A 12,789-nucleotide genomic window follows, 5' to 3' on the forward strand; every position below is an offset into this window, starting at 1 on the left:
GCGACGGGTCGTCGGCGGCATGGTCTTCCTCTCTCTGTCCCGCGTTACACCGACCGAAGCGGATGCCTCCATCCTTGTTGATGGCGCCAGCGCGCAAAACGTCACATCAGTGGTAGAAGACGTTCACGAGGGCGAGGGGGATCGCGGGGACGTACGTCACGAGGAGGAGGACGGCGACGAGGACGGCGACGAAGCGGACGTTGACCTTGCTCACCTCCCAGATGTCCGCCTTGGCGACGGAGCAGGCGGTCACGAGCACGCTCGCCACCGGCGGCGTCTGCTGGCCGATGCCCAGGTTGAGGGTGACGATGAGGCCGAAGTGGACCGGGTCGATGCCCGCCGCGCGCACGAGCGGCATCACGATGGGGACGACGAGGATGATCGCCGCTGCCGAGTGCAGGAAGAGGCCGATGACGAGGAAGAAGACGTTGAGCAGCGCGAGGATGAGCCACTTGTTCTCCGTGAGCCCCATGATCCCGGCCGCGACCTGCTGCGGGAGCCGCTGTTCCGTGAGGTAGTCGCCGAGCAGGGCGGAGGTCGCGACGAGGAGCATGACGACGGCGGTCTGCACGCCGCCCTCGAGCATCGCCTCGCGCAGGTGGGCGAGGTCGAGTTCGCGGTAGATGAGCCCGCCCACGACGAGCGATGCGACGACGGCGAGCCCCGCCCCCTCGGTCGCCGTCACCCAGCCGCTGAAGATCCCGCCGAGGATGATCGCGGGCAGGAGGAGCGCCCAGCCCGCCTCGCGCGCGGTCGTCCACACGCGGCGGAGCTCGAACCGTCCCTCCACTGGGAAGTCGTGGCGGCGGGCGTAGAGCCAGGCCACGAACATCAGAAGCAGGCCGCCGAGCACCCCGGGCACGATGCCGGCGACGAACAGCTCGACGACCGACGCCTCGGCCATGACGCCGTACAGGATCATGGGGATGGACGGGGGGATGATGACGGCGAGCGTGGCCGACGAGGACGTCACGGCCGCGGCGAAGGGCGTCCGGTAGCCGCGTTTCTTCATGGCGGGGATGAGGATGGAGCCGAGCGCGGCGACATCGGCCACGGCGGAGCCCGAGATCTCCGCGAAGAAGAGCGAGGCGGAGATGCCGACCATCGCGAGGCCGCCGCGGATGAACCCGACGATCGCGGAGGCGAAGGCGATGAGCCGGCGCGAGATCCCGGTCGCGTTCATGATCGCGCCGGCGAGGATGAAGAGCGGGATCGCGATGAGCGGGAACGAGGTCGCCCCGTCGAACAGCACGAGGCCGGCGTTGGGGAGCATGGCGACGCCGCCTGAGGCGAGCATGGCGACGAGCGCAACGATGCCGAGCGCGACCGCGATGGGGACGCCGACGGCGATGAGAAGGAGCAGACCGAGGAAGAGAACGAGGAGCGTCACGGCTCCTCCTCCGGGGAAAGGGCGTCCCTCAGCCCCAGAAGTTGCGCGACGATGAAGAGGACGGCCCCGATCGGGATCACGGACTGCGCCAGCGCCGCGGGGACGGAGGGCAGGCTCACGAGCGTCGTCCCCTCGAGCACGCGGACGACCTGCCAGCCCGCCCACGCGACCGCGGCGAAGAAGGCGATGATGGCGCCCTCGGCCGCGAGCACGACGGCGACCCGCGCGCGCCCCGTCAGGCGCTGGGCCAGCGTGGGCACGCCGATGTGCGCCCGGCGCAGCGCGGCGAGCGCGGCCCCGTAGTAGGTGAGCCACGCGAGGAGGATCGACGCGACCTCGTCGTACCACACGAGCGCCGCCCCCGCCTTCCGGAACCCGACGCCCACGACGACGACGATCGCCAGCGCCGCGAGCAGGACGAGCACCGCCCCCTCGAGGAAGCGTCGGACGCCCGTCCTCAGCATGCGAACGGCGACCCGGCGGTCGGGCCGGTTATGAGCCCGCCTCCGCCGACCCAGCCTCCGGAGCGGCCGCGGCCCGCGCCCGATCGATGAGGGACTGTCCGCCTTCGACCGTCGCCGCGAACTCGTCGTACACGGGCTCGCTGGCGGACTCGAAGCGCGCCGGATCCGCCGTGTTGATCTCCATCTCCGTGGCCTCGAGCTCGGCGAGCAACTCCTCGTCCATGCGCGCGGCCGTCTCGTACACGAACGCCTGCATCTCCCGCGCGATCGCCTCCACCTCGGCGCGCACGTCCTCCGGGTGACGCTCCCAGCGCCCGGCGCCCGTCGTGACGAAGGCGGGGCTGTACACGTGTCCCGTGAGGGAGAGGTAGTCCTGCACCTCGTGTAGCTTGGAACTCGTCACCTGAGTGAGCGGGTTCTCCTGTCCGTCCATCACCCCCGTCTGGAGCGCGACGAAGACCTCCGAGAACGGCATCGGCGTCGGGTTCGCGCCCAGCGCCTGGAAGAGCTTCACACGCCACACGCCGCGCGGCGTCCGCAGCTTGATCCCGTCCAGGTCCTCCGGCCCGTGGATGGGCCGGCGGGAGTTGGTGATGTGACGGAATCCGTTCTCCCACACCGCGAGGACCCGGTAACCGGCCTCCTCCGCGCGGGGGGCGAGGTCGGGCCACACCACGGCCTCCTCGATCCGCTTCATGTGCTCGCGGTCTTGGACGAGGTACGGCATCTCGAACAGCCCGAACGCGTCGACCATCGAAGACATGATCGTGGAGGGGATGGACATGTCGAGCGTGCCGAGCCGCAGCCGCTGCAGCATCGCGTCGTCGCCGCCGAGCTGGCTCGCGCCGTAGACGTGGAGTTCGGCCCGGCCGGCGAGCCGTTCGTTCACGCGGCGCGCGAACTCGCTGGCCGTCACGTCGTAGAGCGAGCCGGGGGAGCCGACGTGGCCCAGGGAGAGTTCGACGACCCCCGCTTCCCCGCCCTCTCCTCCGCACCCGAAGCCGGTGAGCGCCGCGGCGACCGACGCGACGGCGAGCAGCGGAGTCCGTCCCGCGGGCCGCTTCATGCCCGGGCCAGGAAGTCGGCGGCGGCCGCCAGGCCGCCGGGTTCGTGCGCGATTCCGCTCAGCTTCAGTCCCATCTCCACCCCGGCCAGCGCTCCCATCAGCGTGAGTTCGTTGAGGTCCCCGAGGTGCCCGATCCGGAACACCTTCCCCCTGAGGGGCCCGAGACCCGTCCCCAGCGACATGTCGAAGCGTTCGAGCACGGCGAGACGGAACGCATCGGCGTCCTCGCCGTCTCCCACCATCACGGTCGTCCCGGCGCTCGACACCGCCGTCGGATCCTGACAGTAGTTGCGCAGACCCCAGGCGGCGACGGCCCGGCGCGTGGCCTCCGCGTGGCGGGCGTGGCGGGCGAAGGTGGCGTCGGCCCCTTCTTCCCGCAGCATCGCGAGCGACGCCTCGAGTCCGTAGAAGAGCGTCGTGGGCGGGGTGTAGGGAAAGTAGCCGCCCTCGTTGTCGCTCAACATCGCCGTCCAGTCGAAGTAGGCGCGCGGCGTCCCGGGGCCGGCGCGGTGGCGGGCGAGCGCCTTCTCGCTCACGGCGCAGAACCCGAGGCCCGGCGGGAGCATCAAGCCCTTCTGGGAGCCGCAGACGGTGACGTCCACGCCCCACTCGGCCTGCCGGAATGGCGTGGCGGCGAGGGAGGAGACGGCGTCGACCATGAGGAGGGCGGGATGGCCGGCTTCGTCGAGCGCCCTCCGCACGGCGGCAATGTCGCTCGTGACACCCGTGGAGGTCTCGTTGTGGACGATGAGCACGGCCTGGATGGCTCGCTCTCCGTCCTCCACATCCTCCGCCAGACGCGCGGCGATGCGGGCGGGGTCCGCCGGTCGCCGCCAGTCTCCGGCCAGGACCTCGACGTCGAACCCGAGGTCGTGGGCGAAGTCTCCCCACTTCGAAGCGAAGAAGCCGTTGTTCCAGAGGAGGACCCGGTCGCCGGGGGAGAGCGCGTTCACGAGGGCGGTCTCCCAGCAGCCGCTGGCGGAGGAGGGAAAGATGAAGACGTGTGCGGGGTCTCCGAACACCCATTTCAACCCGTCGAACAGTCCGAGCACCATCTCCCCGAACTCGGGTCCGCGGTGGTCGATGACGGAGCGGTTCATGGCCCGGAAGACGCGCTCGGGCACGGGGGTCGGGCCCGGAAGCTGGAGGAAGTGTCTGCCGCTGCGGTAGGTCAAGGGTGGCTCGCTCTTGTCAGGTCGGGGCTTCCGCCGATACAACTTGGCTCGTGACCCGCCCAATCTCTCACGACCGCGCCGGTTCGCAACGGCCCCGGCCCGGACCCGACGCTCGACGCGAGGCCCGGCTCGAAGCTCGACTTCGGGCGGGGCTCCGGGGAGAGGTCCGGTTCGACCGCTTCACGCGCGGGCTGTACAGCACGGACGCGTCGATCTACCAGGTGGAGCCGCTGGGGGTCGTGTTCCCGGAATCCGCCGCCGACGTGCGGCGGGCGGTGGAACTCGCGGGGGACCACGGGACTTCGGTCATCGTGCGCGGGGCGGGGACGTCGCAGAGCGGGCAGTCGATCGGGCGGGGCGTGATCCTCGACACGAGCCGGGGGCTGGACGAGGTGCTCGACTTCGAGCCGGCGGCCCGGCGCGTCGTGGTCGAGCCGGGGGTCGTGCTGGACCGGCTGAACGCGTTCCTGCGGCCGCACGGGCTCTTCTTTCCCATCGACGTGGCCACGGCGAGCCGCGCCACGCTCGGGGGCATGGCGGGGAACAACAGCGCGGGGTCGCGCTCGGTGCGCTACGGCCACATGGTCGAGCACGTCCGGGGCATCGAGGCGGTGCTGGCGGACGGCCGGCGGGCCGAATTCCGCCGCGACGCCCCGCCGGGAGGGGCGCCCGGGGCGCCCGGGGGCGGCCTCAGGGCCGACATGCGGGCTCTCTACCGGCGCGAGGCCGACGAACTGGCGCGGCGGGTGCCGGACGTCCCCCGGCACGTGGCCGGCTATGCGCTGCACCGTCTGGGGCGGGAGGGCGCGGGGCTGTCGGACCTGCTCGTGGGTTCGGAGGGGACGCTGGCGCTCTTCACCGCGCTCGAACTCGACCTTCAGCCCATTCCCGCCGTGCGCGCGCTCGGCGTGTGCCGCTTCGACGGTACCGGCGAGGCGCTGGCCGCGGTGCCGGCGATCGTCGCGCTCGAACCGACGGCGGTGGAGCTGTTCGACGCGACCGTGCTCGGGCTGGCCGCGCAGATGCCGAGTTTCGAGCGGGTGCTCCGTCAGCTCGGGGAGGACGGGAGCGGTCCGCCGCGCGATATCCTCGTCGTCGAGTTCGCCGGCGACGATCCGGAGCGGGTCTCGGCCTCCCTCTCGGCGCTCGAGTCCGTGCTGGGCGGGATCGCCGTGGGCGTCACCCGCGCGGAATCCCCCGCCTTCCAGGCCCGCATCTGGGCGATGCGCAAGGCGGGGTTGAGCATTTCCATGTCCCAGCCCGCCGCCCGCAAACCGCTCGCCTTCATCGAGGACTGCGCGGTCCCGCTCGAACGGCTGCCGGAGTGGTATCGCCGGCTCACGGAGATCATCGACCGCCACGCCACCCACGCTGTGTGGTACGCGCACGCGTCGGTGGGCTGTCTCCACGTGCGGCCGGCGCTGGATCTGCGCGACGGGGACGATGTGGAGCGATTGCGCGCGATCGCGGTGGACGCCTTCTCGCTCGCGGGCGAGCTGGGCGGATCCCATTCCGGCGAGCACGGGGACGGCTGGATCCGGTCGGAGTTCCTCGAGCCGATGCTGGGCGCGCGCCTCGTCTCGGCCTTCGGAGAGATCAAGCGCCGCTTCGACCCGGAGGACCGCCTGAACCCCGGGAAGATCGTCGACCCGCCCCGCATGAACGAGCCCTCGCTGCTGCGGGCCCGATATGGGCTGGAGACCCGAAGACTGCCGACGGCGCTCGACTGGGGGGCGTGGGGAGGGTTCTCGCCGGCCGTCGACATGTGCAACAACAACGGCACCTGCCTGAAGCGGAGTCCCGGCGTGATGTGCCCGTCCTTCCGCGCCACGAGCGACGAACGGCATTCCACGCGGGGGCGCGCCAACGCCCTGCGCCTGGCGCTGTCGGGCCAGTTGGGGGAAGACCCGTGGACATCGCCGGAACTGTACGAGGCGATGGACCTCTGCCTGGGCTGCAAGGGCTGCCGCCGCGAGTGTCCGACGGGGGTCGACATGGCGCGCATGAAGGTGGAGTTCCTGCACCGCCTGCACGCCGAGCAACCGCTCTCGCCGCGGGACCGGGCGCTCGCCTATCTGCCCCGCTACGCGCCGCTCGTTTCGCGCCTCGCCCCGCTCGTGAACCTGCGGAACCGGGTCCCCGCGCTCGCCAGGCTCGGAGAGCGCATGGCGGGTTTGGCGGCCGACCGGCCTCTTCCCCGCTGGTCGTCGCGGCCGTTTTCCATGCCCTCCCGGCCGTTTTCCCTGCGCGGCCGGGTCTCCCCTCGGGAGAATGGCGGGTCGCGGATCGCGCTCTTCGTCGACACGTTCACGCGCTACTTCGAGCCGGAGAACGCCCGCGCCGCCGTTCGGGTGCTGTCGCGGGCAGGCTACCAGGTGGAGGAGGCCGTCACGGCGGGGCGACCGCTCTGCTGCGGGCGCACCTTCCTCAACGCCGGCCTGGTCGAGGAGGCGCGGGTCGAACTCGACCGCACCGTCCGGGCGCTGAGCGGCTTCGTGGCGCGCGGGATACCCGTGGTGGGACTCGAACCGTCGTGCCTCCTCACGCTGCGCGACGAACTGCCCGCGCTGGACTCCGGGCCCGACGCCGCGGCGGTCGCGGACCGGGCCCGGCTGCTGACCGAATGGCTCGTCGAAGCGGCGGCGCTCGACCGGCTCGACCTCGCTCCGCTTCCCATCCGGCGCGTCCGCGTCCACGGCCACTGCCACGAGAAGGCCTTCGGCGCGGATGGCCCCACGCTGGACGTCCTCCGCGCGATCCCCGACCTGGAGGTCGAACCCATCCCCGCCGGCTGCTGCGGCATGGCCGGCTCGTTCGGCTACGAGGCGGAACACGCGGAGATCTCCCGCCGCGTCGCCGAACTGGAACTCCTCCCCACCGTCCGCGCCCTCGCCGACGACGAATGGCTCGTCGCCAACGGCACAAGCTGCCGCCACCAGGTCGCCGACCTCGCCGACGCCACGGGCCGCCACGTCGTCACGGTACTCGACGCCGCCGCGGATTTGCGGCGGCAGTAGGTGGACGCGGCGGTTGGAAGGCTGAGGGCGTTGCGCGACCGATACGGCACGCTCTCGATCTCGGAGATTCTCGCGTTTCGCGACGAAGGCCGCCGTTAGCGGCTGGAAGTCAGCATCACCTCCAGCCGGGCCTTGAGCGGGGGAGGGATCTCGATGCCCCGCCAGTCGCGGCTGCCGTGCTCGCGGCGGGCGCAGACGACGGTCCAGTCGCTGCGGGCCACGACTTCCCTCCCCGCGGAGCGGTCGACGGTGAACTCGGCGGCGTAGCGGATCGCCTTGCGGCGCACCTCGCGCACGCGAAGTCTCACGTCGACCTCGTCGCCGTAGCGGACGGCGCCCAGGTAATCGCACGAGACGGAGACGCGCGGCATCCCGAACACGGAATCCTCGCCCCAGCGGAAGCCGACGAGGTCGAACGACCGGTAGAGGGCGTGCTCGGCCTCCTCCATGAACTTCAGGAGCGCCGTGAAGTGGATGAGGTTCGCGGTGTCCGTATCCGCGAACTCCACGCGCCGCGTGTAGACGAACTCGGAAGCCATGCGGCAATCTATCACCCTTCGAACCCTGGCAGCCCGCGACCTGGTCACGACACCAGGGTCGGCGGGCCGGGAGGCGCGGTGTCGGTTGAACCGAGGCACATCACGATCGAACGGCGGGTGCGCTTCGCCGTGCTCGAGCCGCACGAGCGGCCGGTGACCGAAATCTGGTTCGCCCTGCACGGGTACCACCAGCTCGCCCACCGCTTCCTGCGCCCTTTCCAGCCGATTCACGAGGGCGCGCGGTGCATCGTCGCCCCCGAGGGCCTGCACCGTCACTACATCGACCACGATTCGAGGAAGGTGGGCGCCTCTTGGATGACGAGCGAAGACCGTCTCACGGACATCGAGGACTACGTCGGCTACCTCGACCGGCTCCACGCGCACATCCTCGCCGAGGAGTCGCGGCAGACGTCAGGCGGCTCGGCGCCCCCGAGGATCGTCGGACTCGGGTTCTCGCAGGGGGTTCACACGCTGTGCCGCTGGCTCGCGTTCGGCCGCGCCCGCATCGACCGCGCCATCCTGTGGGGCTCCACCGTCCCGCCCGACCTCGACCTGAGCGAGCACGGCGCCACGCTCTCCGCCGCCGACCTCCATCTCGTCGTGGGCGATGAGGACGAATACTTCGACCGGGCCGCCATCGAAGCTCATGAAGCGCGGCTGGGCGCGGCTGGCATCGCCTTCACCTCCCACACATATCCCGGCGGACACCGCCTCGACGTCGGCACGCTGCGGCGCCTCGCCGAGCCCGGAGAGATCGGATAGGACGTTCCCGCGGGAACGTCTCCGGCTAGCGTTCCGGGTCGCGGTCCCCCCGGCGGCGACGGCGGCGGGCCTCGAGGCAGCGGAGGAGGAGGGGGCTCACGAGAGCTGACGTCGTGCCGCCGATGAGGGCGAGGATGCCGACGGGGCCGGGGTTGGAGAACATCGGCGAGCTGATCTGCGTGTTCATCCACATCCCGAGCGCCGCGAACACAACCGCGCCGACGACGAAGCCGAGCCAGGTGAGCCGGATCACGGGGCAGTACGCCGGATCACGGGGCGGTGCGCCGGGCGCCTATGAGCCGCCGTCCCCGTCGCCGCCGCCGGGGAGGCCGATGGTCGCGATGCACTCGATCTCCACGCGCGCGTTCAGCACGAGGCCGCCCACCGCCAGCGCGCTGCGCGCGGGCCGGTCGTTGGGGAAGAACTCCATGTACGTGCGGCTCATGTCTCCGAAGTCCGCGATGTCGGCCAGGAAGACGGTGCACTTCACGACCTCGTCCAGCGACGAGCCGTAGCGCTCGAGCGCGTCCGCGATGTTTCGCATCGTCTGCTGCGTCTCGGGGATGATTCCGCCCTCCACGAGCCCCTCGCCGGGCACGGTGCCGAGCTTGCCGGCGAGGTAGAGTACGTTCCCCACCCGGACGGCCTCGGAGAAGGGCGAGTTGGGCCGTCCGCCCAGGTACTCGACGGAGTGCATCATCTCGGCCATCTGGTTGTGTTCCTGCGCGGCGGGCGCCTCCGCGCATGCCAGGGCGCCGCCGAGCGCCAGAGCCGGTCCGAGACCCAGCGCCGTCATGAGAAGCTGTTTCCGAGTCATACATCCTCCTTCCGGGGCCGGATGCCGGCCCTGCCTAGCGAGATCACGGCGTAATGCGGGTCATCATCCGGGGGAACGCGATCGTCTCGCGCAGGTGGTCGATCCCGCACATCCACGTCACCGTGCGCTCGATCCCGAGCCCGAACCCGCTGTGTGTGAAGGTCCCGTATTTCCGGAGATCCAGATACCAGTCGTAGGACGCCTCCGGGAGCCCTTCCTCGCGAATGCGCGCGAGAAGCTTGTCGTGGTCGTCCTCCCGCTGGCTGCCGCCGATCACCTCGCCGTATCCCTCCGGCGCGAGCATGTCGTTGCACTTCACCGTGCGGGGATCCTCCGGGTTCTCCTTCATGTAGAAGGCCTTGACCCCCTTCGGATAGTCGAACACGAAGAGCGGCTTGTCCCGGCCCTCGACGAGCAGCGTCTCTGCCGTCGCGCCGAGATCCGAACCCCATTCGATGTCGCTGCCCTTCGACTGCAGGAAGGCGACGGCGTCGGTGTAGCTCATCCGGTCGAACGGCGGCTGGATGGCCTCAAGTTTGGAGATGTCGCGGCCCAGCGCCTCGAGCTGGTCGCGCTGGTTGTAGAGGACGCGCTTCACGATCCAGCAGATGAAGCGCTCCTGGAGCGCCATGTTCCCGTCGGAGTCGATCCAGGCGGCCTCGGGTTCCACCATCCAGAACTCGGTCAGGTGCCGGCGCGTCTTCGATTTCTCGGCCCGGAAGGTGGGGCCGAAGCAGTACACCTTGCCGAGCGCCGCGGCCGCGGCCTCCACGTAGAGCTGGCCCGTCTGCGCGAGGTACGCGGTGCCGAGATCGAAGTACTCCGTCTCGAACAGGGTGCCCGCCGACTCGCCGATGGCGCCGGTGAGGATGGGGGTGTCGACGTGAACGAAGCCCTCGTGATGGAGAAAGTCGTGGATCGCGCGGATGACTTCGTCCCGGATGCGCATGATCGCGATCTGCCGCGCGCTCCGGAGCCAGAGGTGGCGGTTCTCCAGGAGAAAGTCGACGCCGTGCTCCTTGGGCTGGATCGGGAAGTCCGTCGACGGGCCCAGCACCTCGAAGCCGGACCCGGTGAGTTCCACGCCGGAGGGGGCGCGGGCATCGGCGCGCACGACGCCCGTTACGGCGACGCAGGCCTCGTGCCCCACCGCGGTCAGCGGTTCCCATATCTCGGGCGGAACCTCGTTGCGGACGAAGACGCACTGGACCTCGTCCGTGCCGTCGCGCAGCACGAGAAACGAGATCTTGCCGCTGGAGCGGAGGCGCCGGACCCAGCCGCGGAGACGGACTTCCTCCCCGATGCGGGCGGGCAACTCGCTGATGGTGACGGTGTGTTCGGACATGTGCGGCGACAAGTTGCGGCTCCCTTCCGGACGGGGCAAACGCAGGACGGGGCGAACGCAGCCGCCGGGGTGCCGGCCGGGTCAGCCGACGTGGTAGAGGGCCTCCCGGCGGGCGTAGCGGAGATCGAGTTCGTGGCGGAACCGGCGGTGGGCTGGCTTTGAGAGCCCCGGGTCCGCGTCGACGATGGCGCGGGCTCTTCGGCGCGCGGCTTCAAGCAGGTCGAAGTCGCGGTCGAGTTGCGCGAACCTGAGGAGCACGGCGCCGTGCTGTTCCTTGCCGAAGAGGTCGCCCTGGCCGCGGATCCTGAGATCCTCCTCGGCGAGTTCGAAGCCGTCGGTCTTCTTCTCGAAGGCGACGAGCCTTTCCGATGGCGTCTCGGAGGCGTGGAAGACGATGCAGTAGGACTGCTCGGCGCCGCGCCCGACGCGTCCCCGCAGCTGATGGAGCTGGGCGAGGCCGAAACGCTCGGCGTCCTCGATCACCATCACGGTCGCGTTGGGGACGTCGATGCCCACCTCGATGACGGTGGTCGCGACGAGGAGGCTCGTGTCGCCCGCGAGGAAGCTCCGCATCGCGTCGTCCTTCTCCGCGGAGGAGAGGCGTCCGTGCAGGAGCCGCACCGTGACGTCCGGAAAACGGGCCTGGAGTTGCTCGAACATGACCGTGGCGGCGCGGGCCTCGAGGACCTCGGACTCCTCGACGAGAGGATAGATGACGTACGCCTGGCGGCCCGCCGCGAGTTGGTCGCCGAGGAAGTCGAACGCGGCATCGCGGCTTTCGGGGCCGCGCACGGCGGTGCGGATCGGCTGTCGGCCGGGGGGGAGTTCGTCGATGATCGAGAGATCGAGGTCGCCGTAGAGGACGAGGGCGAGGCTGCGGGGGATCGGCGTCGCGGACATCACGAGGGCGTCGGGGGCCTCGCCGCTCTCGCGGAGCCGGCGGCGCTGTTCGACGCCGAAGCGGTGCTGTTCGTCGATGACGACGAGCCCCGGGGCCGCGAAATCCACGCCTTCCTGGATCAGGGCGTGCGTCCCGACGATGAGACGGGCGTCGCCGGCGGCGATCCCCTCCAGGGCCTGCCGTCGCGCCTTCCCCGTGACGGCGCCGGTCAGGAGTTCGGGCTCCACGCCGAGCGGGCCGAGCATCTTCTCGAACGTGCGCCGGTGCTGCTCCGCCAGCAGTTCCGTCGGGGCCATGATCGCCGCCTGCCGCCCCGCCTCGATCGCCTTGAGCATGGCGAGCGCGGCCACGACCGTCTTCCCGCTTCCCACATCTCCCTGCAGCAAGCGGTTCATCGGCGAAGGCCGGGCCATGTCGGCTTCGATCTCGGACCAGGCGCGACGCTGGGCCGCGGTGAGTTCGAAGGGGAGCGTCTCCAGGAGAGAGCGGCTGAGCGTGGCCGGGGCGTCGAAGGCCACCCCCCGGACCTCGTGGCGGAGACGCGCCCGGGCGCGGGCGTGGAGAAGCTGGAGAAAGAAGAGTTCCTCGAAGGCGAGGCGCCGCTGGCAGCGCTCGACCCGGGCGACTGCGGGCGGCCGGTGCAGCGTGCGAAGGGCCTCCGCGAGCGGGGGGAGGGAGAGTTCCTCGAGCCAGTCGCCCGGAATCGGGTCTTCGTCCCCCAGGTCGGAGAGAAGACGGGAGAGGTTCAGTTGGATGACGGCGCGGATCTGCCGGTGCGTGAGCCCCTCGGTGGCGGGATAGACGGGAAACACCCGCCCCGTGGCGGGACGCTCTTCGGGGGGTGCGGACGGTTCGGCGGACCTGTCTCCGGGGGCACCGCTCTCGTCGGAGGCGCGGGCCAGCACGATGTGTTCGCGCGGCTGGAGCTGCCGGCCGTGGTAGAAGCGCACGGGTCCGGAGGCGAGCAACAGGTCGCCCTTGTCGATCGTGCGGTCGAGCCACGGGCGTCCCGGCCAGGCACATTCGACGTGGCCGCTCCCGTCCCGGAGCACGGCCCGGAACACGCGCAGCCGGCGGCGCGTGGGGATGACGCCCTTCGAGACGACGCGGCCGATGACCGTCGCATCCTGGCCGACCTTCAACTCGGAGATCGCGTCGACCGTGGTCGCGTCCTCGTACCGGTACGGGAGGTGGTAGAGCAGGTCCTGCCCCGTATGAACGTCGAGTTTCGCGAAGCGCTCCGCCCGCCGGGGGCCCACGCCCTTCAGGTACTGCACGGATCCCCGCAGGATGGAGCGCCCGGCCGTCACGCG

General features: G+C 70.7%; 11 protein-coding genes. 2 read left to right on the forward strand and 9 right to left on the reverse strand.

What is annotated here, in order from left to right:
* Window positions 1–106 precede the first annotated feature (106 nt).
* The 4 genes from RN901_RS07270 to RN901_RS07285 are packed head-to-tail and all read right to left on the reverse strand — an operon-like array spanning window position 107 to window position 4,095.
* Window positions 107–1,390 carry a TRAP transporter large permease gene (locus RN901_RS07270; protein WP_310757466.1) on the reverse strand — a complete coding sequence of 428 codons (1,284 nt, stop codon included), beginning with the start codon at window positions 1,388–1,390 and terminating at the stop codon, window positions 107–109.
* On the reverse strand, window positions 1,387–1,854 hold the full coding sequence (locus RN901_RS07275; protein ID WP_310757468.1) for a TRAP transporter small permease subunit: 468 nt from the start codon (window positions 1,852–1,854) through the stop codon (window positions 1,387–1,389). Before RN901_RS07275 ends, RN901_RS07270 begins: the two co-directional genes overlap by 4 nt.
* 28 nt (window positions 1,855–1,882) lie before the next feature.
* Window positions 1,883–2,920, reverse strand: coding sequence for a TRAP transporter substrate-binding protein (locus RN901_RS07280; protein WP_310757470.1), 1,038 nt, complete (start codon window positions 2,918–2,920; stop codon window positions 1,883–1,885).
* Window positions 2,917–4,095 carry an aminotransferase class V-fold PLP-dependent enzyme gene (locus tag RN901_RS07285; RefSeq protein ID WP_310757472.1) on the reverse strand — a complete coding sequence of 393 codons (1,179 nt, stop codon included), beginning with the start codon at window positions 4,093–4,095 and terminating at the stop codon, window positions 2,917–2,919. The genes RN901_RS07280 and RN901_RS07285 overlap by 4 nt, the downstream gene beginning before the upstream one ends.
* A gap of 50 nt (window positions 4,096–4,145) precedes the next feature.
* Between RN901_RS07285 and RN901_RS07290 the strand changes: the two genes are divergently transcribed.
* On the forward strand, window positions 4,146–7,112 hold the full coding sequence (locus RN901_RS07290) for an FAD-linked oxidase C-terminal domain-containing protein (RefSeq protein ID WP_310757474.1): 2,967 nt from the start codon (window positions 4,146–4,148) through the stop codon (window positions 7,110–7,112).
* Between the two features lie 95 nt (window positions 7,113–7,207).
* Here RN901_RS07290 and RN901_RS07295 read toward each other — a convergent pair whose 3' ends face one another.
* The gene (locus RN901_RS07295; protein ID WP_310757475.1) at window positions 7,208–7,651 is read right to left on the reverse strand and encodes a thioesterase family protein; all 444 of its coding nucleotides are present in this window, start codon (window positions 7,649–7,651) and stop codon (window positions 7,208–7,210) included.
* A 78-nt stretch (window positions 7,652–7,729) separates the two neighbouring features.
* On the opposite strand from RN901_RS07295, the gene RN901_RS07300 reads away from it, so the two are divergent.
* Window positions 7,730–8,413 (forward strand): hypothetical protein, encoded by a 684-nt coding sequence (locus RN901_RS07300; RefSeq protein WP_310757477.1) that lies wholly within the window; start codon window positions 7,730–7,732, stop codon window positions 8,411–8,413.
* Between the two features lie 25 nt (window positions 8,414–8,438).
* Here the strand turns inward: RN901_RS07300 and RN901_RS07305 are convergent, their stop codons facing one another.
* From RN901_RS07305 to recG, 4 genes are all read right to left on the reverse strand, one after another.
* The gene (locus RN901_RS07305) at window positions 8,439–8,666 is read right to left on the reverse strand and encodes a hypothetical protein (protein WP_310757479.1); all 228 of its coding nucleotides are present in this window, start codon (window positions 8,664–8,666) and stop codon (window positions 8,439–8,441) included.
* Window positions 8,667–8,705: 39 nt separating this feature from the next.
* Window positions 8,706–9,230: a RidA family protein gene (locus RN901_RS07310; RefSeq protein WP_310757481.1), complete on the reverse strand. Its 525-nt coding sequence runs from the start codon at window positions 9,228–9,230 to the stop codon at window positions 8,706–8,708.
* A 43-nt stretch (window positions 9,231–9,273) separates the two neighbouring features.
* Window positions 9,274–10,575, reverse strand: a complete 1,302-nt coding sequence (asnS, locus tag RN901_RS07315) for an asparagine--tRNA ligase (protein WP_310789912.1) — start codon at window positions 10,573–10,575, stop codon at window positions 9,274–9,276.
* Window positions 10,576–10,656: 81 nt separating this feature from the next.
* Complete coding sequence (recG, locus tag RN901_RS07320; RefSeq protein ID WP_310757485.1) at window positions 10,657–12,786, reverse strand: ATP-dependent DNA helicase RecG; 2,130 nt, start codon at window positions 12,784–12,786, stop codon at window positions 10,657–10,659.
* Window positions 12,787–12,789: the final 3 nt, after the last annotated feature.

This window comes from Candidatus Palauibacter soopunensis, assembly GCF_947581735.1.
GTDB classification, from domain to species: Bacteria; Gemmatimonadota; Gemmatimonadetes; order Palauibacterales; family Palauibacteraceae; genus Palauibacter; species Palauibacter soopunensis.

Excerpts from the sequence above, each read along its gene's own strand:
- RN901_RS07275 (WP_310757468.1), bottom strand. The coding sequence starts at position 1,854 with ATGCTGAGGACGGGCGTCCGACGCTTCCTCGAGGGGGCGGTGCTCGTC.
- RN901_RS07280 (WP_310757470.1), bottom strand. The coding sequence starts at position 2,920 with ATGAAGCGGCCCGCGGGACGGACTCCGCTGCTCGCCGTCGCGTCGGTC.
- RN901_RS07295 (WP_310757475.1), bottom strand. The coding sequence starts at position 7,651 with ATGGCTTCCGAGTTCGTCTACACGCGGCGCGTGGAGTTCGCGGATACG.
- RN901_RS07310 (WP_310757481.1), bottom strand. The coding sequence starts at position 9,230 with ATGACTCGGAAACAGCTTCTCATGACGGCGCTGGGTCTCGGACCGGCT.
- asnS (WP_310789912.1), bottom strand. The coding sequence starts at position 10,575 with ATGTCCGAACACACCGTCACCATCAGCGAGTTGCCCGCCCGCATCGGG.